This window comes from Hymenobacter lapidarius (assembly GCF_001816145.1).
Taxonomy (GTDB): Bacteria; Bacteroidota; Bacteroidia; order Cytophagales; family Hymenobacteraceae; genus Hymenobacter; species Hymenobacter lapidarius.
Map to the genome: position 1 here is coordinate 143636 of NZ_MDZB01000098.1, position 23547 is coordinate 167182.

17 protein-coding genes are annotated in these 23547 nt (G+C 61.6%); 10 read left to right on the forward strand and 7 right to left on the reverse strand.

Annotated elements, in window-relative coordinates:
* Positions 1–32: 32 nt before the first annotated feature.
* Positions 33–1619, forward strand: coding sequence for an amidase family protein (locus tag BEN47_RS09015; protein WP_070727384.1), 1587 nt, complete (start codon positions 33–35; stop codon positions 1617–1619).
* Positions 1620–1764: 145 nt separating this feature from the next.
* Here the strand turns inward: BEN47_RS09015 and BEN47_RS09020 are convergent, their stop codons facing one another.
* The 5 genes from BEN47_RS09020 to BEN47_RS09035 form a co-directional block, all read right to left on the reverse strand.
* Entirely contained in the window at positions 1765–4992 is a 3228-nt protein-coding gene (locus tag BEN47_RS09020) for a VPS10 domain-containing protein (RefSeq protein WP_070727387.1), read from the reverse strand.
* 161 nt (positions 4993–5153) lie between these two features.
* Positions 5154–5534, reverse strand: coding sequence for an alpha/beta hydrolase family protein (locus tag BEN47_RS21770; protein WP_204378296.1), 381 nt, complete (start codon positions 5532–5534; stop codon positions 5154–5156).
* Positions 5531–6241, reverse strand: coding sequence for an alpha/beta fold hydrolase (locus BEN47_RS09025; RefSeq protein WP_204378297.1), 711 nt, complete (start codon positions 6239–6241; stop codon positions 5531–5533). Before BEN47_RS09025 ends, BEN47_RS21770 begins: the two co-directional genes overlap by 4 nt.
* A gap of 113 nt (positions 6242–6354) precedes the next feature.
* Positions 6355–7851, reverse strand: a complete 1497-nt coding sequence (locus tag BEN47_RS09030; protein ID WP_070727390.1) for a DNA integrity scanning protein DisA nucleotide-binding domain protein — start codon at positions 7849–7851, stop codon at positions 6355–6357.
* 86 nt (positions 7852–7937) lie between these two features.
* Positions 7938–8714: an energy transducer TonB gene (locus BEN47_RS09035; protein ID WP_204378298.1), complete on the reverse strand. Its 777-nt coding sequence runs from the start codon at positions 8712–8714 to the stop codon at positions 7938–7940.
* Between the two features lie 216 nt (positions 8715–8930).
* Between BEN47_RS09035 and BEN47_RS09040 the strand changes: the two genes are divergently transcribed.
* The 3 genes from BEN47_RS09040 to BEN47_RS09050 all read left to right on the forward strand — a co-directional run bounded on the left by BEN47_RS09040 (position 8931) and on the right by BEN47_RS09050 (position 12770).
* Entirely contained in the window at positions 8931–9344 is a 414-nt protein-coding gene (locus BEN47_RS09040) for a RidA family protein (protein ID WP_070727397.1), read from the forward strand.
* Between the two features lie 212 nt (positions 9345–9556).
* A complete protein-coding gene (locus tag BEN47_RS09045; RefSeq protein WP_070727401.1) occupies positions 9557–10510 on the forward strand; it encodes a bestrophin family protein in 954 nt (317 codons plus the stop codon).
* A gap of 103 nt (positions 10511–10613) precedes the next feature.
* A complete protein-coding gene (locus BEN47_RS09050; protein ID WP_070727404.1) occupies positions 10614–12770 on the forward strand; it encodes an FUSC family membrane protein in 2157 nt (718 codons plus the stop codon).
* Between the two features lie 267 nt (positions 12771–13037).
* On the opposite strand, the gene BEN47_RS09055 is transcribed toward BEN47_RS09050, so the two are convergent.
* Positions 13038–15755 (reverse strand): S8 family peptidase, encoded by a 2718-nt coding sequence (locus BEN47_RS09055; RefSeq protein ID WP_239691547.1) that lies wholly within the window; start codon positions 15753–15755, stop codon positions 13038–13040.
* Between the two features lie 613 nt (positions 15756–16368).
* Here BEN47_RS09055 and BEN47_RS09060 point away from each other — a divergent pair.
* The 5 genes from BEN47_RS09060 to BEN47_RS09075 all read left to right on the forward strand — a co-directional run bounded on the left by BEN47_RS09060 (position 16369) and on the right by BEN47_RS09075 (position 19490).
* A complete protein-coding gene (locus BEN47_RS09060) occupies positions 16369–16623 on the forward strand; it encodes a hypothetical protein (protein ID WP_070727410.1) in 255 nt (84 codons plus the stop codon).
* Positions 16624–16647: 24 nt separating this feature from the next.
* Positions 16648–17376, forward strand: coding sequence for a hypothetical protein (locus tag BEN47_RS09065; protein ID WP_070727412.1), 729 nt, complete (start codon positions 16648–16650; stop codon positions 17374–17376).
* Between the two features lie 25 nt (positions 17377–17401).
* Complete coding sequence (locus BEN47_RS20250) at positions 17402–17680, forward strand: SHOCT domain-containing protein (protein ID WP_083322270.1); 279 nt, start codon at positions 17402–17404, stop codon at positions 17678–17680.
* Complete coding sequence (locus BEN47_RS09070; protein ID WP_070727415.1) at positions 17674–18207, forward strand: hypothetical protein; 534 nt, start codon at positions 17674–17676, stop codon at positions 18205–18207. The genes BEN47_RS20250 and BEN47_RS09070 overlap by 7 nt, the downstream gene beginning before the upstream one ends.
* A gap of 122 nt (positions 18208–18329) precedes the next feature.
* The gene (locus tag BEN47_RS09075) at positions 18330–19490 is read left to right on the forward strand and encodes an L-dopachrome tautomerase-related protein (RefSeq protein ID WP_083322271.1); all 1161 of its coding nucleotides are present in this window, start codon (positions 18330–18332) and stop codon (positions 19488–19490) included.
* An 81-nt stretch (positions 19491–19571) separates the two neighbouring features.
* Here BEN47_RS09075 and BEN47_RS09080 read toward each other — a convergent pair whose 3' ends face one another.
* Positions 19572–19985, reverse strand: coding sequence for an RlpA-like double-psi beta-barrel domain-containing protein (locus BEN47_RS09080; protein WP_070727418.1), 414 nt, complete (start codon positions 19983–19985; stop codon positions 19572–19574).
* Positions 19986–20554: 569 nt separating this feature from the next.
* On the opposite strand from BEN47_RS09080, the gene BEN47_RS09085 reads away from it, so the two are divergent.
* Positions 20555–23473 (forward strand): 2-oxoglutarate dehydrogenase E1 component, encoded by a 2919-nt coding sequence (locus BEN47_RS09085; RefSeq protein WP_070727422.1) that lies wholly within the window; start codon positions 20555–20557, stop codon positions 23471–23473.
* Positions 23474–23547 lie beyond the last annotated feature (74 nt).

A 23547-nucleotide genomic window follows, 5' to 3' on the forward strand; every position in this document is an offset into this window, starting at 1 on the left:
CGTGGGGCCTTCGGCTGGCATACCTTCGCAGCATGACAATTCTTGTCCGGTTCTCGTGCTGTGTGCTGCTGGCTATTGGCGTGTTATTCTGTGGTGGCTGCAGCTCTGCTGAGCGCCAACAGCGCGCCAAAAATCCTGCTTTTGAGGTGACAGAAGCCTCTATTGAGGACGTGCAGGGGGCGCTGCAGCGCGGTGACTGCACCTGCGAGCAAGTGGTGGGCGCCTACCTGGCCCGCATCGCGGCCTACGACCAGCCCACCACGCTCAATTCCATTGTCATCACTAACCCGGAGGCCCTCGAAACGGCCCGGCAGCTGGACGCCGAGTACAAGCGCACCGGCACCATGCGGCCCCTGCACTGCATCCCGGTGATTGTGAAGGACAACTACAACACCGCCGGCCTGCAAACCACCGCAGGCTCGCTGGCGCTAAAAGGCTTTGCGCCCACCACCGATGCCTCGATGGTGAAGGTCCTGAAAGCGGCGGGGGCCATTGTGCTGGCCAAGTCGAACATGGCCGAATGGGCCTTCAGCCCCATGGTCACTATCAGTTCCATTGCGGGCGAAACCCGGAATCCCTACAACCTGGCGCATGTACCGGCGGGCTCCAGTGGCGGCACGGCCGCGGCGGTGGCGGCCAGCCTGGGCACCGTAGGGCTGGGCACCGACACCGGCAATTCCATCCGGGGGCCTTCGTCGCACACCGCGCTGGTTGGTTTTCGGCCCACGTTGGGCTTGCTGAGCCGGGCCGGCATCACGCCGCTGTACCTGCGCAACGACACCGGCGGCCCCATGACGCGTACCGTGGCCGACGCCACCCGGCTGCTGGAGGTAATGGCCGGCCCCGACCCGGCCGACCCGCTCACGGCCTACAGTGCCGACAAGATTCCGGCCGGTGGCTACCGCCAGTTTCTTGATAAAAACGGCTTGAAAGGCGCCCGGATTGGCGTGTTGGGCACGCTGAGCGAGCGCAACCCCGACCCGCAGGTGAAAGCCGTATTTGAACAGGCCGTAGCCGACCTACGCAAAGCGGGCGCGGTGGTCGTCGAGGTCGAAATCCCAAATTTTGACGAAATCAGCAAAGGCCACTGGTGCACCGTTTTCAAGCACGACGTCAATGTCTACCTATCGGATTTGGGCCCCGGGGCTCCCGTAAAAAACATCAACCAGGTGCTGGCCTCGGGCAAATACTCGGCCTACATCAAAGAAAACCTGGAGGATGAGTTAGCCAATGGGGTGCTGCCCGGCCAGGCCACCGCGGGCTGTGGCGAAGCCTATACCGACCCGCGCCGCATTGCCTTCCGCAACGCCGTTACGGCCGTGATGGACCAAAACCAGGTGGGCGCTTTGGTATATCCCACCTGGAACAATCCACCCGCCAAAATAGGCGACCTCAAAGGCTACCGGGGCGACAATAGCCAGTTCATCGCGCCGCACACCGGGCAGCCGGCCTTCACTGTGCCCATGGGCTACACCTACGATAACCTGCCGGCTGGTTTGCAGTTTCTGGGGCGCTCATTTGATGAGCCGACGCTGATAAAATACGTTTATGCCTATGAGCAGGCTACCCGGCATCGCAAGGCGCCCGCGCTGTTTCCGGCGTTGCCGGCTGCGAAGTAGCCTTAAGGCCACAGTAGCTAAAAGCCCGTCATGCTGAGCTTGCCGAAGCATCTCTACCGCGTAAGTAATCAGACTTACTACAGCGGTAGAGATGCTTCGGCAAGCTCAGCATGACCATTTTAATTAGAGCATGTTGAGGCTGCTCCTAAAGGGAGGCTGGGGCCGCCGCTGGTTTAGGTTTGGGCATCGAAATGGCATCCACCGCCTTGTCGCGAATGAGCTTGTTGAGGGCGGGCACGTCCTGCTCGCGCAACTGCTTCAGGGCACCCAGCTGCTGGTCGATTTGTTCGGTTACTTCCTTTTTGAAGGCTACCAGCTGGTCCGTGGGCGCGTAGTTGCCTTCGCTGGCCTGGCCCACCAGGTTGGCGAGCTTGTTGTTGAGCCGAATCGGGAAGTTGAGGGGGTCCTGGCCGCTGCGGTTTTTGGTTTGGTAGAGGGCTTCCTCCACGGCGGTCATTTTCTTGTCGATGGCATCGGCCGCCTGCACAATTTCGCGATATGCGGCGTCGGCTTTTAGGGGCGTGGTCAGGGCCTTGAGTTGCCCGCGCATGGTGCGAATGTCGCGTACGGCGTCGTTGGTTTCGGTGAGCTTGTCGCGCACTTCCTGCAGGAAGGCAAACTGGGCCTGCAGCTCCTGCGGCGTGGCCTTGGCGCGCGGGTCCGGGAGCACCACGACCTCCGTTTCCTGCGGCGTTTCCTTGTTCAGGGTGAGGCGGGCGCGGTAGGTGCCGGGCGTAGCCCTGGGACCGTCGGTGCCGCCACCCCACAGGATAATTCCGTCGAACTTGCTGGCTTCGGGGTAGCGCATGTCCCACACAAAGCGGTTCAGGCCCTTCTTCGTAACCAGTTTATCCTTGTCGGCGCCGGGCGCGGGCTTTTTGTCTTTTTCAACGGCTTTCGCCTTGTTGGTAAACGCGCGAATCAGCTTGCCGTTGGAGTCGAGGATTTCCAGCTTCAGGGTGCTGGTGGTGTCCAGTTTCTGGGCCAGGTAGTAGTGCAGCATCACGCCGCCGGGGTGGTTCTGGCCGGCCGTTTTGGGCACGGTGGGGCCGCCGGCGCCCTCCAGGCGGTAGCTGGCCAGGGGCTTGAACAGGTGCACTTTGCTGGCGGCCACGGCGGGCGTGAGCTGGTGTAGGGGCGTAAGGTCGTCAATCAGCCAGAAGCCGCGGCCCTGGGTGGCGGCAATGAGGTTGTCGTTTTTCAGGGTGAGGTCGGTGATGGGCACCTGGGGCAGGTTCAGCTGAAACGGCTGCCAGCTGGCGCCGTCGTTGAACGACGTGTACATGCCGTACTCGGTGCCAGCGTAGAGCAGGCCGGCGCGCTTGGGGTCGGCGCGCACCACGCGGGTGAAGTGCGTGGCCGGAATGCCGGCCGAGATGCTCGTCCAGGTGCGGCCGTAGTCGGTGGTGCGGTAGAGGTAGGGGCGGAAATCGCCGGATTTGTAGCGCGTGGCGGCAATGTAGGCCGTGCCCTTGGCAGTGGGGTGGGCTTCGATGCTGTTGATTTGGCTCCACTCGGGCAGGTCCTTGGGCGTCACTTTCGTCCAGGTTTTGCCCTCGTCGCGCGTCACCTGCACCAGTCCGTCGTCCGAGCCCGTCCAGATAACGCCCGCCTCAACCGGCGACTCGGTGATGGCGAACACGGTGCCGTAGTACTCCACGCTGGTGTTGTCCTGGGTGAGCGGCCCGCCCGACGAGCCCAGGGTTTTGGGGTCGTTGCGGGTCAGGTCGGGGCTGATGGTGGCCCACGACTGGCCTTCGTTGGTGCTCACGTGCAGGTGGTTTGAGCCGGCGTAGAGCTTCTTGGGGTTGTGGGGCGAAAACAGGATGGGGTAGTTCCACTGGAAGCGGTACTTCGAGTCGATGGCGCCGTGGCCCATGGGGTTGTCGGGCCACACGTTGATGCTGCGGGTCTGGTCGGTGCTGTGGTCTACGCGGGTGAGCAGGCCGCCGTAGCTGCCGCCGTACACAATGTCGGGATTGGTGGGGTCCACGGCCAGGTGGGCGCTTTCCGAGCCGGCCGTGGTTTCCCAGTCCCGCTCGCCAATAGTATTGCCGCTGCTGCGGTGCAGGATGCGCACGGTGGAATTGTCCTGCTGCGCACCATAGATGCGGTAGGGGAAGTGGTTGTCGGTCACCACGCGGTAGAACTGGGCGGTAGGCTGGTTGAAATAGGTAGTCCAGTTCAGGCCGCCGTCGCTACTGATTTGGGCGCCGCCGTCGTCGGCAATAATCATGCGGCTGGTGTTCTCGGGCGCAATCCACAGGTCGTGGTGGTCGCCGTGCGGGGCGTTGCGGGACTCAAAGGTGGTGCCGCCATCCTTGCTTTTGTGGTACGACACGTTCATCACGTACACCACGTCCTCGTCCTTGGGGTCGGCGTAGATGCGGGTGTAGTACCAGGCCCGCTGGCGCAGGCTGCGGTCTTCGTTGGTTTTTTTGAAGGTCAGGCCGCCGTCGTCGGAGCGGAACACGCCGCCGTTTTCGGCTTCCAGCAGCACCCACATCCGGTTGGAGTTCACGGGCGAAACCGTGACCGCCCCAATGCCCAGTGTGCCCTTGGGCAGGCCTTCGCGGCGGGAAATGTCCTGCCAGGTATCACCGCCGTCGCTGCTTTTCCACAGCCCCGAGCCCGGCCCGCCCGACGAGAAGCCGTAGGGCGTACGGCGCACATTCCAGGTGGTGGCAAAGAGGATGCGCGGGTTGGTGGGGTCAAAGGTCAGGTCCACGGCCCCGGCGTCTTTATTGGCAAACAGCACCCGTTCCCAGTTCTTGCCGCCGTCCTTGCTGCGGTACACGCCGCGCATTTCGCTGGGCTGGTAGAGGTCGCCCATGGCGGCTACGTACACCAGGTCCGGGTTTTTGGGGTGAATGCGGATGCGCCCGATGTGGCGCGAATCCTTCAGGCCCACGTTCTGCCAGCTCTTGCCGGCATCGGTTGATTTCCACACCCCGAAGCCCGACGACACGTTGCCGCGCACCGTTTTTTCGCCCTGGCCCACGTAGAGCACGTTGGGGTCGGCCTCGCTCACGGCCACCGCCCCAATGGAGCCGCCGAAGTACTTGTCCGAGATGTTTTCCCAGGTGCCGCCGCCATCTTTGGTGCGCCACACGCCGCCGCCCGTGGCCCCCATGTAGTAGAGGTTGGGCTGGCCGGGCACGCCCGTTACGGTGCAGGAGCGCCCGCCCCGGTACGGCCCAATGGAGCGCCACGTCAGCCCGTTGTATAGCGCCGAATCAAACACGGCCACGGTGCCTTTGGCCGGTTTGCTCTTGCTCTTGGTTTTCGATTGCCCGAAGCTGCCCGATGCCACAGTGAGCACCAGAAGCAGCGCAAGGAAGCCGGTTTTGAGGGAGGTGTAGGAGTGAGGCATAGGAATGGACAAAAAAGAACAATTAAAAAAAAACGTCATGCTGAGCCTGCCGAAGCATCTCTACCGCAGTAGTAATCAATGCTGATTCAACGAAGTGGTAGAGATGCTTCGGCAAGCTCAGCATGACGTTCCAAATGATTTTTATTGGGTAAAATAGCCGCTCACTTAATCTCCGTCCGCGCCAGGAATTCCAGCAGGTACTCGCCCCAAATGGCGGGGTTGGAGTGGGTGCCGTGGCCGGTGGTAAGGTCCGTGATGGGCAGCAGGATGTAGCGGCCCTTCGGCACCTTTTTAATTTCGGTTTCCATAATGCCCAGCTCGGGCGGGTTCACCTGGTCGTCGGCCGAATTGATGGCGAGCAGGGGCGCCTTGATGGCGGCCAGGTACGGGGCAGGATTGTAGGTGCGGGAGGCGTCGAACTGGTAAATGAAGTCGTTGGCATCGAGCGAGCCCAGAAAGCGGGCCTGGGTCTTGGCCAAAGCGGCTTCGGCCAGCTCGCGGGTGGGGGCCTGCTTCTGCATCTGCTTGGGGCTGCTGGTCATGAACAGCAGCGAGGAGATGGCGCCTGTGAGGCCGGTCTGGGGCTGGGTGGTGTAGGCGCGCCCTGCCAGGCGGGGTCCATCTTTATCAGGTCGATGGCCATTTTGCGCAACATGCGGTTGCGGCCGGCTATTTCCACCGGCAGGCTGGCCAGCGGCATCAGGGCGTCCATGAAATCGGGGTATTTGTAGCCCCACATCCAGGTTTCCATGCCGCCCATGGAAGTGCCCATCACCAGGCGGGCGTGGGCCACGTTCAGCTTTTCGGTGAGCAGGCGGTAGTTGGCCACCACCATGTCGTCGTACGTGTATTTCGGGAATTGCATGCGCAGGCCGTTGCTGGGCTTGCTCGACTTGCCGTGGCCGATGGCATCGGGCAGGATGAGGTAGTACTTAGCCGCGTCGAGCAGCTGCCCGGGCCCGAAGAGGCGGCTGGCAAACAGCTCGCTCAGAAAAGCCTGCCCGCTGCCCGTGGTGCCGTGCATGATGAGTACTGCGTTCACCACTTTGCCCGCTTTGTCCTTGCGGGGCTGGCCCACGGTGGTGTAATGCAGGTTGAGGGCCGGCAGCGTCTCGCCGCTCTCAAACCGAAACTGCGGCAAGCTGAAGTCGCCCTCTACCGGGGTGGGGTAGCGCGACTGGGCCTGCCCCACCGCGGGTAGCAGCAGCCAGCCCCACAGTAGGAACAGCAAGGGTCGAATAGTAGCCATGAGGAGAAAACAAAGCGTCAAAAAAAGAAAGCAGCCCCGCCTGCGCGGAACTGCCTCCAAATGACGCCCATAAAAACCACAATTCCATACCCAGCCCCCATGGGGTACGCGGGTTACTCCTCCTGTGCGGACGTGATGATGTCCGTCAATCCATCTTCGCTCACCACCACGGCCAAGCAGGGATAGTCGGAGCTTTCCACGTAGCGTAGGGCCGAGTTGTAGCGGGCCCCGCGGGTGCTGTCGCCGCGCCCGGAGGCCCGGCCGTCGAGAATGACGCCGATGGAGTAGCAATACCCTTCGGGGTCGAGCAAAACCGCGCCGTCGATGCTGGTAACGAGGCGCGTGATGAGCGGGGTGAGCGGCACAGGCTCTACCAGGGTGCACTGCAGCTTGAGGCGGTCGGCCTCGGCCAGGGCCTCGGTGGTGATGACCAGCAGCGTGCCGTGCTTCTGGCGGCTGGCTTCGAGCACTACCTCCCAGAGGCGCTCCACTTTGGGCGGGTCGGTGAGAGCAAAGGTGCGCTTAAGCGCCCGGCGAAAAGCGGTGCGGCTAAGGCGGTTGCGCGCCAGTCCGGGCAGGCCATAGTGGGAGCGCAGCAGCACGTGGGTGTCGTGCTGCAGCTCCCAGGAGTAGTGCGTCACAAAATTGATGATGAACAGGTCCTCGCGCACGGCGTCGTACTTGCCCACTTGTCGGCCCAGGGCGTACACGTTTTCGCCGTTGGCGAGCAGGTGCACGTCGGGCGTGGCCATCTCCAGCAGCTTGCGCACGGCCCGGTAGTCGGTCAGTTCCGTGGGGCAGGTCAGGGCAAATACTTCTTCGATGTTGGGGTGGCCGCGGCGGGCCAGCAGCAGCTTGCCCACGCCCTCGGCGCCCTCGTAGCGCAGGCTGCTGATGGTGTTGCAGGTGGCAAAGAGCTTGGTGGTGGAGGGGTCGAGGCCCAGGGCCTGGGCGGGGGTGTCGAGCAGGGTTTTGCCGGCGGCCCGCAGCAGTTCCTCGCTTTCGCGGGGACGCACAATGAAGCCCGCGCCGGGCTCGGGCTCGGTCAGGGCCTTCACGCTTTCTTCGTTGAAGCGGTACATGGCCGCCACGAGCAGCGACGGCGCCAGCGGCCGGCCGTCGGTATAAAAGCGGTGGGGGCGGAGCGACGGGTAGGCGCGCAGCGGCTTGCGCTGCAGGCGCAGCACCGTCACCACAAAATGCCCTCTTATTTCGATGGGGTAGCCCGCAAAGTGCTGGTGGCTTTCGTGCTCATCGAGGGCGTCGAGGGTTTCCTGCACGGCATCGCGCACGCCCAGGCCCTCGTGCTTGCGCCGAAGCATGGCCGGGCTCACGTCCTCGCGCTCGGGGTAGGGCCAGGGCCGCGCGTTTTGGATGAAGCGGCCGCGGGCCACTACGCCTGAAAATGCACCGGAGTCCAGCCCACAGTCGGCCGGCTCCAGGCAGCGGGCGGGTTGGGCGGGGTCGCTGGGCAGGGCCAGCAGCACCACAAAGGGGTTCAGGTCTTCATCCAGGCCCGTAAACAGGTCGGTGGCCAGTGCCTGGGCGGCCTTGCGGTAACGCTCCTGATGGGGCCAGAGGAGAACGGGAGCAGGGGCGGGGGCAGGCATGATGACGGAAAAACAAGCAGCAAATCGAAGACGCCCTGCTCAGCCGAAGCAAGGAAGGGTGGAGCCGTGCGGCCGCACGAGCGGGGCTACAACTGGAACAGAACCGGCAATATCATCTTTTGCTTTAAGGGCTTGCCCTGATACGAGGCGGGTTCCCACTTGGGGGCCGCTTTTATCAGGCGCAGGGCTTCTTCGTCGAGGCCGGAACCCATCTTTTTCACCACGCGCGCATCGGTCAGGCTGCCATCAGTCTGCACCACGAATTCGACCAGAACTTTGCCCTGAATCTTGCGCTGACGGGCCAGCAGCGGGTACTTCTGGTTTTTTTCAATCCATTCGAAGAAGGCGGCAGTGCCACCCACGGGCCGGGTGGGGTGGTCGGGGGCCACCACGGCGGGCCGGTTGGGGTTGGCCGACGCTGCAATGTCGGCCGCGGAGGTGGTGATGGGCCGCTCCTTGGCGCCCGTGGTCACTACCTCGCTGCCCGGCGACATCACGAACGACACCGGCACGTAGATGCGCTGGCGCACTACCTGGTTGCGGTGCTTGGCGGGCGTCCACTTCGGGCCGCTCTTGATGAGGCGAATGGCTTCGGCGTCCAGCTCCGGCGAAACCGGCGCATCCACTTTCACCTCGTTCACGGTGCCGGTTTTCTCCACAATGAAACTCACTTTCACCGTGCCCTGAATGCCTTTTTGCATGGCCCCGGCGGGGTAGCGCTGGTTGGCGGCCAGGAACTGCGCGTACCTCTCGGTGCCGCCCAGGGGCACGGCGGGCTGCGCCACGGAGTCATACACCTCGGTGGCCGACGGCTTGGGGGGCATCTTCCGCTTCTGCGCCTGGGCGCCAAAAGAGAGGAGCAACAACCCGGCAAGCGGGACTACTAGTGGTTTGGGTACACGGAAAAGCATAGCGTATCGTATGTTATGGGAATAAGTAGGACCCTTTTTACAAAGTACGGCAACCCGAAAAGAACGGTGGCCGCAACGCAGCGCCCTAAAAACCTTGCCAGGACCAGCGGTGTCGAGCAGGCTGACGTTCTTTGGAGCCATTTACTTTCATCGCCTGCTGTTTTTTGCATGACCGAGCAACCATCCCGTGCCCCCGAGCCCGTGGGCGCCTACCCCTACACGCGCCGCGTGGGCAACTTATTGTTTCTGTCCGGCGTGGGCCCGCGCCAGCGCGGCCAAAAAGCCATTCCCGGCGTCGAGCTCGACGAAGACGGCAACATCCTGAAGTACGATTTTGAAAGCCAGTGCCGCGCCGTGTTTCAGAACGTGCGCTACATCCTGGAAGAAGCCGGGGCGCAGTGGGACGATTTGGTGGACGTGACCGTATTTCTGACCAACATGAAGGACGACTTCCCGGTGTACAACCGCCTCTATGCCGAGTATTTTTCCACGGCGCAGCCCTGCCGCACCACGCTCGAAATCAACTGCCTGCCCACGCCCATTGCCATCGAGTTGAAATGCATCGCGGCGGTAAGTAACTGACCTGATGCACCGCGCCCGTCAACCTCACCCCCTAGCCCCCTCTCCTTAGGAGAGGGGGAACTAGTTTTAATTTTAAAGATATGATTTATAGAGATTAAGACTAAAAGTTAGTTCCCCCTCTCGTAAGGAGAGGGGGCTAGGGGGTGAGGTTGACGGGCGCACTGCGTAAGGTCACTGATAACTGCTAACCCTTAACTGATAATTAACGCCCTATGTACGTTCGGAAAAATCTGCGCTTTGGCGTTGTCTGGGCCCTGTCGTGGCGCAGCTTGCTGCTGTTTACCATCTACGACTCCCTCGTTTGCCTGGCGTATGAATTCTGGCACGTGCACTGGATTGACATTCCCTGGGGCGGCGTGGCCACGCTGGGCACGGCGGTGGCGTTCTACATCGGCTTCAAGAGCAACGGCAGCTACGACCGATTCTGGGAGGGGCGCCAGCTGTGGGGCACCATCGTGAACGTGAGCCGAATCTGGTCCATTCGGGTGTTTCACTTCGTGGAGCCCATGGCCGGCGACCGCCTGCCCGACTACGAAGACCTCCGCGACCTGCACCACCGCCTGCTCTACCGCCAGATAGCTTGGGTGAACGCCCTGCGCCTGCACCTGCGCCGCCAAACCGCCGAGCTCTGGGACACCGACGTGGCCCCCTTCCTCGACCCCAACGAGGACGCCGACGTGCGCCGTATGAGCAACCCGCCCACCCACCTGCTCCGCCAGCAGAGCGACGAGCTGCGCCAGTTGCACCAGCGCGGCCTGCTCACCGAGTTCCGCCACGTGGCCATGATGGACACCATCCAGGATATGTTTAACGCGCAGGGCGGCTGCGAGCGCATCAAGAACACGCCGTTTCCGCGGCAGTACGCGTTTTTTAGTTTCCTGTTTGTCTGGATTTTTGCCCTGGTGCTACCCCTGGGCCTGGTGGGGGAGTTTTCCAAGCTGGGACCCAACCACATCTGGCTCATGGTGCCGTTTGCGGTGCTGGTGTCGGGCGTGTTCAACACCATTGAGACGGTGGGCCACATCAGCGAAAACCCCTTCGAAAACCAGATGAACGACGTGCCCATGACGGCCATCTGCCGCAGCATTGAAATCGACCTGCGCGAGCTGCTGGCCGAAACCCGCCTGCCCGCGAAGATTGAGCCGATTGACGACGTACTGTTTTAGGCCACGGTGCCCAGGCGCCGGCAGTGGGCAGGCCCACTGGAATATTGCACCATCCGGAACTGCGGGCATCCCTGGCCCGGTTCTGCTCGTTTCTTTGCGTAGCATGAACACCCGAACGCGCAATCTGCAGTATTTCTTTTTCGGCCAGAATTTCTCGGACGGATTGCGCACCACGCTGGCCATTCTGGTGCCCACGCTGGTGTTGTCCCAACTGGGGCAATTTGAATGGGGCTTGATTATGTCCACCGGGGCCTTGTGCGTGAGCGTGACCGATACGCCCGGCCCGGCGCGCCACCGGCGCAACGGCATGCTGGCCACGCTGGCCCTGGTAGTCGTCACCACCTTGGCCACCGGCTTGGCCGCCGCCAACGTCTGGCTGCTGGGCCTGGTGGTGGGCGGGTTCGCCTTTCTGTTCACCATGTTTCTGGTATGGGGTGCCCGGGCGGCCGCCGTGGGCACGGCGGGCCTGCTCAACATGATTTTGCTGCTGGCCCGGCCGCCGTCGTTCAACCAGCTGCTCCCGCACACCGGGCTGCTGGTGGCGGGGGCGCTCTGGTACGCCGGGCTGGCGCTGCTGGTGCACCGCGTGCGCCCCTACCGGCCGGCCCAGCAGGCCCTGGGCGAGTGCGTGCACGCCCTGGCGCGCTTCCTGGCCCTGAAAGCCCGTTTCTACGACCCCACCACGGCCCTCGACGACAACTACCGGCAGTTGGTGGCCCAGCAGGTGGTGGTGAATGAAAAGCAGGAAGCCGCGCGCGACCTGCTGTTTCGCACCCGCCAGATTGTGAACGAAAGCACCAGCATCGGCCGCCGCCTGGTGCTCACCTTCGTGGCCACCGTGGATTTGTACGAGCGCATCACGGCCACGTACTACGACTACGCCACCGTACGGGCCGGCTTTGGCCAGACCGGGGCGCTGCCGGCCGTGGCCACGCTCATTCGGCACGTGGCCACCGAGCTCGACCACCTCGGCATCGCCATTCAGGCCAACCGCCCCTACGACGCCCCCGGCCCCGACCTGGACGCCGAGCTCAGCCTGCTGCAAACCCGCCTGGCGGCCCTGGACACCGACGCCAGCATTGAGGGCAGCACGCTGGTCCTGAAAAAAATAATAGTCAATCTGCGCGACATCATCCGGCGCGTGGGCAACATCCGGCGCTACTTCGACGAGGGCATCGACGAAGCCGCCCCCGCGCCCGGCCGCGCCGCCGAGCATACCCGGTTCATCGCCCCGCAGCACCTCGACCCAAAAGCCCTGCGCGAAAACTTTACGCCGAAATCGGCGGTGTTCCGGCACTCGGTGCGCATGATGCTGGCCTGCCTGGTGGCGTATGGCGCGGGGCAGTGGCTCTGGCGCGGCGAGCACAACTACTGGATTCTGATGACGGTGGCCATCATGCTCAAGCCCGGTTTCAGCCTCACGCGGCAGCGCAACACCGAGCGCATTGTGGGCACGCTGGCCGGCGGGGTGCTGGGGGGCGTGGTGCTTTGGCTGGTGCCCTGGACCGAGGCGCAGTTCGGCGTGCTGGTGGTGTTTATGGTGGTGGCGTACAGCTTCCAGCGCACAAAGTACGTGGTGACGGTGGTATTTCTGACGGCCTTTTTGCTGATTCTATTCAGCTTTCTGGGCCTGAATTACATTGGCGTGGTCGAAGAGCGAATCACTGATACCCTCATCGGCTGTGCCATTGCGTTTTCGGCCGGGTACTTCCTGTTTCCCAGCTGGGAGTCGGAGAAGCTCACCGATTTTATGGCCGCGGCCCTGCGGGCCAACCTGGCCTACCTGCACCAGTTGGCCAACCGCCTGGCCGGCCAGCCCCTGCCGCCCAACGAGTACCGCCTGTTGCGCAAAAACGTGTACGTAAGCGGCGCCAACCTCGCGGCCGCGTTCCAGCGCATGCTCAACGAGCCGCGCAGCAAGCAGCATCACCCCACCGACACTCACGAGTTTGTGGTCCTCAACCACATTCTGTACTCTAACGTGGCCGCCCTCACCGCCACGCTTCGCGAAGCGGCCCCTGCCGTGCCGCCCTTCCTGCCCGAGAGCCGCCGCGCCCTCACCAGTGCCCTGGCCGCCTTGCACAAAAGCCTGGTGCTGCTGGTGCCCGGTGCCCCGGCCGTGGCGCCTCTGCCGGAACGCAGCCCCACCGCGCCCGAGGCCACCCCGACCCCGGAAGACAAGCTGGTGCTGCAGCAGCTGGTTTTCCTGCAAAAGGTGAGCGGCGACATCAGCAAAGTGGCCGAGGTGCTAGCGAAGTAATGAATTATAAAGCAACCGTAGCTAAAAGGCCGTCATGCTGAGCGCAGTCGAAGTATGACGTCTTACTCCGAAGACGATTGCTGCTACACGAGCCCCTAAATAGTTATGCAATAAGCTAATGCCTGCTTACAGGCATATCGGCCCATACAGCTTTAGTATAAGGCCTGAACCTGAGCGATTGAAAGGGTGACAGCGGCGTCGGAGTAGGAAACAAAAAAGCCCGCTCAACGAATTGAGCGGGCTTTTTTGGAAAAGGTAACGGGGGGATTAGTGGGTTAGAACCACCCGGCCGCTGTTGGATTTGCTGCCTGTGGTGAGCTTGTAGATGTACGTGCCGGCCGCGAGCTGCGTGCCGTCGAACAATTGCTTATGCACACCAGCGGTTTGCACCTCGTTGCGCAACGTCTTCACGCGCTGGCCCAGCAGGTTGTAAACGTCCAGACGTACAGCACCGGTTTCGGCCAGGATGTAGGTGAGTACCGTTTGGTTCTGGAAGGGGTTCGGAGCAGCCTCAATTACTTTAGCCGATTGCGCGGCGCTAGTAGCAGCACTGCCACGAGCAACTTGCACGGCGGGCATGTTCCACTGGTCGTGGGTGCGGGTCACGAGCACGGCGAAGTCGGCGCGCTTCACTACCTGCGCTGGATTGAACGTGGCGTGCAGCACGGGCTGCAAGTCGTTCGGGCCCTGCGTGAGGCTGAAGAAGGCGTTCATGATGTTCATGTCGAGTGCCACCTGCACGTAGCCAGCCAGGCCGGCTGGAATCTGGGCCGCGTCGTCTATCGCAATGCGCTGGCCGCTCACCAGCACCGTTACCGGTGCAGTGGCTTTCAGGGCGTTGTTTTGCAGGCCCAGGCTTTGCACCAGCGAGTAGGCCAGGCTGGCCCGCTGCACAGCGGCATCAGGCGAGAACACGCCGGGAGCAGTTGCCGTCATCACGCCGTTCTTGGTTTGGGTCTGGTCGCGCAGGGCAGCGCCCTTAGAAATCACCGACTCGGCCAACAACCGCTGGCTGCTGCTTACGTCGCTGAAGCTCCCCGAGCCGTCGAGGGGCATGAACTGGCGAATGGCCTGGCCCATCATCAGGTAATCGGCCAGCTGAATGCGGGTAAGGTTGGCATCGGGGGCAAAACCGGAAGCCAGGCCGTCCATCAGGCGCTTGCTCACGGCCAGTTTGATGGAGCCTTCGGCCGGATGGCCTACGGCGTCGTTCAGGCCGGTGGTGCCGGTGGCCTGGTTCAGCGAGATGTTACCCGTAACGCTTTCTGGGAAGGCAGCACCCTGCAGGCCTTCGAGGCGCACCGTCCAGGTGCCGGCCTCAGGCGATACCACGGCCACGGCGCGGCCGGGGCTGGTGGCAAACAGCACCGAGACGCCGGAAGCGAAACGTTTGCCCGTGGGCGATACCAATACCAGGTTAACCGGGTTGCCGGTTTCGCCCAGCACGCCGCTCACCTTGCAGCTCACTTCCATCGATGTCGTGCCGCTGCTCACGGCAAAAGTACGGGCGTTGGTAGCAGTGGTGGTCGGGTCGTATTCAATGCTAAAGGTGCTCTTGGCGCTGCTCGTGTTCACGCTGCTCACAAAGGCACGGGTGGCGTTGGAGAAGGCACCGTAGCCGGGGGCGGCGCGGAAGGCGCGGTCCACAGCGGCGTAAGCGTTTACCATGCCACGGCCCACTTCCCACGACTCGCGGTTGGGTAGGTTAGTAGCGGTTTCTTCCAGAATGGCTTTCACCTGGTAAGGATTCAGCGCGGGGTTGGCGTCCAGCATCAGGGCCACAATGCCGGCCACGTGGGGCGCGGCCATGGAGGTGCCGGTGAGGTGGGTGTAGAAAGGGAGCTGGCCAGCAGGAAGGACGGCTACGTCCTTCTGAGTGCTGAGTACACCTACGGGCGAGGCGGTCCGGGTCGAAATAATATCCGTGCCGGGAGCCGTTACCGTGGGCTCATCGCGCCAGGTGAAGTTTTCGCCGTCCACTGAGAACGTTCCGCCCACGCCCTTGCGGCCGCGTGACGACGACGGAGCCAGTACACCGGCCTTGTCGGAGTTAGCCACGGCAATTACCCAGGGTGCTTTTTTGTATTTGCCGGTGATGGTGCCCGAGCCCGAACCGGAGTTGCCGGCCGAGAACACCACCACGATGTTGCGGTCTACGCAACGCTTGGTGGCCACGGTGATGGGGTCAGCTGGGTCTACGTTGGTACCGATGTCGCTGGTGGTACCGAAGGAGTTGGTGATAACCCGGATATTGTAGCGGAACTGGTTCACCAAGGCGTAGTCGAACGCGCCGATAACATCGAGTATGAACAGGCCGGCACCGGTGCCGTAGCCCACGATGCTGGCACCGGGTGCCACGCCGGCATGCTGGCCGTTGGAGGCTGCGCCGGTGGCACCGGCAATGCCGGCCACGTGCGTGCCGTGGCCACCGCTCTGGTCGGTATTAGCAATGTCTTCGAGGTAGGTAACGGGCAGCATGCCGTTCTGTGCGTTGAGGTTGCTGGTACCCAGCACGTTCTGCTTCAGATTGGCGCCTAGCTTCAGGTCGGGGTGCGTGCCGTCCACGCCGCTATCGTTCACTACCAGGCCAATGCCGGTGCCGGCTACTGGCAGGCCGCCGTTGCGCTGCGTAAAGCTGCTCTCGTTCCGCACGCGCCGGGCGCCAGTGAGGTGCGTGGCGCCTTCGTTCTCTAGGCTCAGCGAGCGGTTGAGGTACAGCGACAGCACGTTGGGGGAAGCAGCCAGCTGGGCAATCTGGGCATCGGTGGCAAGCACGCCGGCAATGGGCAACTCGCGCAGCGTCCGGCCATTAATAATGCCGAGGCCGCTGAGGGTTTGCAGGGCTGCGGCCGATGGCGCGCCTGCTCCCTTGAACGTAACAATCACCTGCCGTAACTCGGCGCCGCCCACCATGGCTGCTTGCAGTTGAGGGTCGAGGAGGGCCTGCGCTTGGAGCGTCACCGCGCTGCTCGCGGAGAGCAACATCAGTAGTAGGGTTTTCTTCATCGTTTAAAAAAGCTTGTTTTTATAAAGAGTGAGAAATGATGACGAAACCTACGGAAGGACTGTAAAAACAGATTGCCAAATTTTTAATAATGTTGCTACATAAGTTCGTTTCCATAAAAATATTAGCGCGATTTCTTCATTTTTCAACATCAATTTCATTGAATATATTATGTAAGTCGTCCTTGTTTTAGGTTTTTTTTAGTCGTTCAAAAATCCACAAAAAGGCCTTTTTTGGCTTATTAAGGCCCGAATAGCTGAGCTAATTGACCCTCTTTGCGGTGGTTTCGACAATCGATTTGAAAAGAATTGAGTCATTATCAAATTAATAATTCGAGTTGACCCATTCGTTCAAGTATTGGCCCTGCCTTTGGGGGTGGCGGGCCCGTGCTTTTCCCAGTCCCTACGCCGCGTAGCCAACACGCGCGGCATCATCATAAGCACCTGGTTGGTGCGGGGAATTGGAGCCTTTTGGGGAAACGATAGCCGGGACGGGCGTTGGTGCCTCGTACTTTTGCCCTGCTCTGGCGGGCAGCCGGGCTTCCCGTGCGGTGCCGCCTACTTTCGTGCCGGCTCCGGCCTATTCTGCTCTCTTATGCGCCACGTTGCCGATATTCCCCATCCCGCAGTCAAAATCACGCTTCTGGCCTGGAACGGCAAGTTCCTGCTGAAGCTGGAGCAGGGCAACCTGGAGCAGACCTACAAAGTGGCCGAGCTCGACCTGCTCACCGGCACCGACGCCGAAGTGCGTGAACTGCTGGACGAGGAGTTTCTGGCCGGTGCCATTGAGCGTTTTCAGGCCATGCGCGCCGATTTGCAGGCCGCTTTCGACCGCCACGAGTTACGTTAAGGCCAATCTATTTCCCCATTTGTGATGCAAAAACTAGTTGTCCTGCTGCTCGCCCTCACGGGTTTTCTGGCGGCGGCCCCGGCCACGGCCCAGCTCTACGACGTGCGCGCCAGCGAAGTGAGCTACAATAAAGGCCCGCGCCCGGCGGTGAAAGTGCAGGTAGACGGCAAGGCCTCCGACGTGCGCGACTTCCTGCAAAGCTGGATGAAAAGCAGCTACAACATCAAATTTAAGGGCGGCGGGGTGCTGGGCCTTGGCAAGAGCGACGTGCTGGTGGCCCGCCAAACCCCGGCCAGCACTGTGTCGGGCAAGCTCGTGGACATCTACGCCAGCGTGGTAGCGCCCGCCGATACCATTACCGAAGTGGCGTTGTTCGGTGGGTTTGATGACAATACGTTTTTCGACCCCGACAAAACCGCCACCGAATACAACGCCCTGCGCACCATTGCGCAGAGCTTTGCCAGCGCCGCCCGCCTCAAGGCCTACCGCGACCAGGTAACCGAGGCTGAAAAAAAGCTCAAAACCGCCGAGAAAGAAAAAGACAAGCTCGAAAAGAACCGAAACTACCTGCGCAGCAACACCGCCTCCAACCTGTCACGCATCGAAGACTTGAAGAAGAAAAACGCCGAAAACCTCATTCAGTCACGTTCCGACTCGGTTTCGCTGATATCGAACGGGCTGCTGCTGGAGCAAAGCCGGGTGCTCCTGCAGCGCCGCCGCGACCAGCTCTCCACGCTCGACCGCAAAAACTAGCCCCGCCGCCGGCCGTACTCAGGTCATGGACAACCCCACGTCGCCCCTCGAAACCCTGCGCCAGCTCAAGGAAATGCTGGATGCGGGCGCCCTCACGCCCACTGAGTTTGAGGCCCTGAAGCAGCGACTGCTATTCACGGACCCGCCCACTCCCCCGGCCCCGCCGCCGCCGAGCCCGCCCCGGCGGCCCCGTTTAGTACGCCCGAGCCCATTGTTCCGGCAGCACCCGTGCCACCCGCTGTTTCAGCCCCGCCGCCCGTTTTCACACCCGCGTCGCCCTTCAGCGAGCAGCATCCCGTGGTAGAAGACGTGCCCCAGCACTTCACCCCGAGCGGCAGCGCTGCCCCGCCGGTAGGCCCGCCCTGGGCAGGGGAGGAGCTGAGCAACGAGGTACCGCCGAGAAGCTTTGCCGTGCCGCCCGCCGCTCCTGCGCCCGATGCAGATGCCGGCTGGGTTACGAGCGAGTTTCCGGAGTCGGCCTCCCCGGCGGCCCGCAGCCCGCTGGCGCTCATCTTGTCCATTGGCGGCTTGCTGGCGCTGCTGGCCCTGGTGGTGTACCTGTCTATGAACCGCCCGCCCTCCGAGCGCCTCACCAGCACCAGCCAGACCGCCGCCGATTCGGTAGCCGCTACCATAGAGGTAGGGCCCCAGGCCGAGCCCCTGCCGCAAACCGAAGCAGTGCCCGAAACCATTCGGGTGGTGCCCACTAACCCGGCCCCCATGGTGCTGGAGCGTCCCACCGCTTCCGTTCGCGACTCGGCTGCTGCCCCGGCTCCGGTGCCAAACGCAACGTCTGCCCCCATCAGGCCCGATTCGACGCGAAATCCCTAGACTCTGGCTCCAGCAAGCTTGTTGGGCAGCACTTATTCAACGCGCCGGCCCAGTGGCCGTATGCTAAGTCCCGGCTGGTAACAGCCGGGACTTTTTCGTTTCCTTTCCACCACCCCTGCCCCATGCCGGTTACTCTGTACCACTCTTCCCGGATTTCGGCCGTGCTGGCCGCCGCCGGCCTCTTGCTCGGCAGCTGCTCCTCGCCCGGCAACGAATCGCAAAGCATTGCCGCGGCCGCCGGCCCGGCCACACCCACGTCGCCGCTGCAGGTAGTGGCCGAGTTCACCGGTCCTCAGATGGTGGGCGTGGCCGTAGCGCCCGGCGGCAAAATCTTCGCCTGCTTTCCGCGCTGGGACTACAACCCCGTGTACCCCGTTGCCGTGGTGGGCCCCAACAACACGCTCATCCCGTATCCGGATGCCAGCTGGTGCACCTGGACCGACGCCGTGAAGAACGAGCCCCAAAAGCACTGGATTTGCCCCCAGAGCGTATTCGCCGACAAAGCAGGCATGGTGTGGGTGCTCGACCCCGCCTCGCCCGGCTTTCAGGGCACCGTGCCCGGCGGCCCCAAACTGGTGAAAACCGACCCCAAAACCGGCCAGGTGCTGCTCATTATTCCGTTTCCCGCCAGCGTGGCGCCCAGCAAGTCCTACCTCAACGATGTGCGGATTGACCTGCAGAACAACTACGCCTACATCACCGATTCGGGCACTGGTGCCCTCGTGGTGGTCGATTTGAAGACCAGCAAATCCCGCAGCCTGCTCGGCAGCCACCCATCAACCAAAGCTGAGCAGGGCTTGGTCGTGAAAGCCGAGGACCATCCCATGGTTGACGCCCAGGGCAAGCCCGCCCAGTTCAACGCCGACGGCATTGCCCTGAGCACCGACAACGCCTATCTGTACTACTGCCCGCTCACGGGGCACACCCTGTACCGCATCAAAACGGCCGCTCTGCGCGACGCCTCCCTCAGCGAGGCCCAACTGGCCCAGCAAGTAGAAACCGTGGGCAAAATTCCTGCCTCGGACGGCCTGGAAATCGACGCTGCTAATAATGTCTACATCACCTCCTTCGAGCAGAGTGCCCTGCTGCGCCGCACACCCGCCGGGCGCATCGAAACCGTGGCCAAGGACGCCCGCCTGCAGTGGCCCGATACGTACAGCTTCGCCGCCGACGGCAACCTGTACGTGGCCAACTCGGCCATTCACAAAATGCCCACTTGGAACAAAGGCGTGGAGCAGCCCCACGAGCCCTTCCGCATCTTTAAAATGGCGCTTCCCAAGTAAAACCCCGGAGCTGTGGGCATCAAAAAAGCCGTGCCATAAAGTGGCGCGGCTTTTTTGAGGTAGCTGATATGATAAATATAATTACTCGAATGCCACTTTCTGGATTTTTACGCCTTTGGTAAAAACGTCCAGGTTTTCGCTGGTGTGGGCCAGAATATCCATGCAGTGGCGGTGCCGCTGATTCATGGTATCGTGGACGGTGTACACCCCATCTAGCTTTTTGGAGATGCCGGAGACGCGCACGGTGTCACCGAAATCAAATCCTCCACCCCAACGCTTCAGCAAATCGCGCGACAGGGCCATCCAGCGCTTTTTGGTTCCGTAGTGGGGCTTAATCAGGGAGTTGTCGGCCGTCACGAATGGCTCGTCGTCGGTTTGTCCCGGTACTGCCTCGTAAATGGTGGCCGTCACGCGGTAGGTGGGGCTCTGGGCAACGTACTCTTTTGACTTGTTAACTTTTGATTTGGCTACCCGGCGCTCGGCGGGGCGGCTCACTTCCAGCGGCGTAATAAACTTAACCAGACCGGATGCTTCGTTAGTGGCTGGTGAGGAGGAGAAAAGTGGGGCTGTTAACGCGGAGGCTGCTAAAAGGATGTCTAAAAATAACTGTACAGAACTCATTAAATAGGATTTCGTTCATCCGCCATTCTTCGCCTGGCAGTATGGGCGTCCCCGGTTTTTGTTTCTGGGGAAAGATTTAACGATTAGGCAGATAGATAAGTTTTCTGAAAATAAATTATCCAGTTAGAAGGCGTCTCAGGTGCTCCATGGGGCTATAATAATTGAAATTTTACAGCACGAATAGAAGAAATGGCTGAGTTTATCGGCGTGGCGCGCCTTATTAAAATAATGGCGAATTATATTATCTCAGCCCGCCCACGTAAGGAGTATCCTCAACCCTCTTATCAATTTTCAATAAATTGGCCAGCCAACCTGATTTGAGGCTTAAATCCAAAGAATGTAATGCGTTTGATTAGCAAGTGTATTCGTTTACCCGAATTTAGGTTTTTGCTTGGCATTTAAGCCCACTACATTTACGCAGCCCTATCCACCCTGATTCTCACATGGATTCATACTCGTATATCGCCAACGCTGACGCGGCGGCCATTGAAACCCTATACCAAGCGTATCAGCAAAATCCAGAGTCAGTGGATTTCGGCTGGCGTAAGTTCTTTGAGGGTTTTGATTTCTCCCAGCAATTCCCCGAAGGCGCACCCGTAGTGCCCGGTACCGCTGCCAATGGCACCGGCGCGCTGGCCACCAAAGCCGCAGACGCTCCCGGCCCCCGACCGCAGCCCGATTCCTACGGAGTCCTCGTTACCCCGGCCTCGACCAACAATGCCCCTGGTATGGCCAGCGGCGCACCAGCCGGTGACAAGGAAACGGCCGTGCGCAACCTGATTCACGCTTTCCGGAGCCGCGGCCACTTGCGCGCCAAAACCAACCCAGTGCGCGAGCGCAAGGACCGCAAACCCCGCCTCGACCTCGGCGATTTCGGGCTGGGCGAAGCCGATTTGGATGCCGTTTTCAAAAACGGGGAAGTCATTGGCCTGGGTGCGCAGGCCACGCTGCGCGACATTCTGGCGGCGCTGGAAAAGATTTACACCGGCCCCATCGGCTTCGAGTACATGTACATCCGCGACCCGCAGGTACTGGACTGGTTCCGCGAGAAGGTGGAGCGCGACTCGCTGGCTTTCAACCCCAGCGGGGAGTACAAGAAGCGCATTCTAAAGAAGCTCAACGAGGCGGTGGTTTTTGAAAACTTCCTGCACACCAAGTTCCTGGGGCAGAAGCGCTTCTCGCTGGAAGGCGGCGAAACCACCATTCCGGCCCTGGATGCCATCATTGGCAAAGCGGCCGAGCTGGGCGTGCAGGAAGTGATGATTGGCATGGCCCACCGCGGCCGGCTCAACGTGCTGGCCAACATCATGGGCAAAACCTACGAGCAAATTTTCTCGGAGTTTGAAGGCACTGCCGTGCCCGACCTGACGATGGGCGACGGCGACGTGAAGTACCACATGGGCTACTCGTCGGAAGTGGAAACGGCCAGCGGCCAGAAGGTGAACCTGAAGCTCGCCCCCAACCCCTCGCACCTGGAAGCGGTGAACCCGGTGGTGGAAGGCTTCGTGCGGGCCAAAATTGAGCATCAGTACGGCAACGACTACCACCAGATTCTGCCCATTCTCATTCACGGCGACGCCGCGGTGGCGGGCCAGGGCATTGGCTACGAGCTGACCCAGATGTCGTTGCTGGAAGGCTACAAAACAGGCGGCACCATTCACTTCGTTATCAACAACCAAGTCGGTTTTACCACCGATTTTGAAGATGCCCGCTCGTCGATTTACTCCACGGACCTGGCCAAAATTATTGACGCGCCGGTGCTACACGTGAACGGCGACGACCCCGAAGCCGTGGTGTTTGCCGTGCAGCTGGCCACCGAATACCGCCAGCAGTTCCACGCCGATATCTTTATTGACATGGTGTGCTACCGCCGCCACGGCCACAACGAGTCCGACGAGCCCAAGTTCACGCAGCCCACGCTCTACAACCTCATCTCGAAGCACCAGAACCCGCGCGAGGTGTACAATGCCATGCTGGTGAACCGCGGCGACGTAGACGCCGAGCTGGCTGCCCAAATGGACAAGGAGTTCCGTGACACCCTGCAGGAGCGCCTCGATTTGGTGAAGCAGGCGCCGCTTCCTTATAAGTACCAGGCCCTGGAAAACGAGTGGCGCAGCCTGCGCCGCAGCACCCCCGAGGACTTTGACCAGTCGCCCGAAACCGGCGTTTCGGCCGAAACCGTGGCGCAAGTGGCCAAAGCCCTGACCAGCCTGCCCGAAGGCTTCAAGCCCCTGAAGCAGATTGACAACCTGCTGAAGGAGCGCCGCAAGATGTTCTTCGAAACCCGCGTGCTGAACTGGGCCGCCGCCGAGCTGCTGGCCTACGGCTCGCTCCTGACGGAAAAGCATGTGGTGCGCGTGAGCGGCCAGGACGTGCAGCGCGGCACGTTCTCGCACCGGCACGCGGTGCTACACGATGCCGAAACCTCGGCCCCGTACAACTCGCTGAACCACATCGAAGGCGAAAACGAAAAGCTGAGCATCTTCAACTCGCTGCTGAGCGAGTACGCGGTGCTGGGCTTTGAATTTGGCTACGCCATGGCCAACCCCACGGCCCTGGTGGTGTGGGAAGCGCAGTTCGGCGACTTCGCCAACGGCGCCCAGACCATGATTGACCAGTTTATTGTGAGCAGCGAAAGCAAGTGGCAGCGCATGAACGGCCTGGTAATGCTGCTGCCCCACGGCTACGAAGGCCAGGGCCCGGAGCACTCCAACGCCCGCCCCGAGCGGTTCCTGCAGCTAGCCGCCGAGCACAACATAGTGGTGGCCAACATGACCACGCCGGCCAACTTCTTCCACGCCCTGCGCCGCCAGCTCACCTGGAGTTTCCGCAAGCCGCTGGTGGTGATGTCGCCGAAATCGATGCTGCGCAACCCGCTGTGCGTGTCGCCGATAGAGGATTTCACCAGCGGCAGTTTCCGCGAGGTGATAGGCGACGCCTTCGCCGATGCCAAAAAGGTGAAGCGCGTGCTGCTGTGCTCGGGCAAAGTCTATTTTGACCTGCTGGAAGAGCAGCGCGAATCCAAGCGCACTGATGTGGCCATTGTGCGCCTGGAGCAGCTGCACCCCTTCCCCAAAAAGCAACTTGACGCCGAACTGGCCAAGTACCCCAAAGCCAAGCTGTACTGGGTGCAGGAAGAGCCTGAGAATATGGGCTACTGGAACTACATGCTCCGCTACATGCGCCGCGAGTTGGAAGACGTTATTGCCCGCAAGCCGTCGGCCTCGCCGGCCACGGGCTACAACAAAATCCACGTCAAGGAGCAAAAGGAGGTAGTGGCCCGGGCCTTTAACAAACCCAAAGAAGCCGTGGCCGACGATACCATTAAGGCTACCGCCGAAATCGCCAAAAAGCAGGACTAGCGAAGTACGGTAAGCTTTAGCTTGCCCTATCAACGACTCTACAACCTCGCGGCTCATTCCCCAACGGCCCTCCG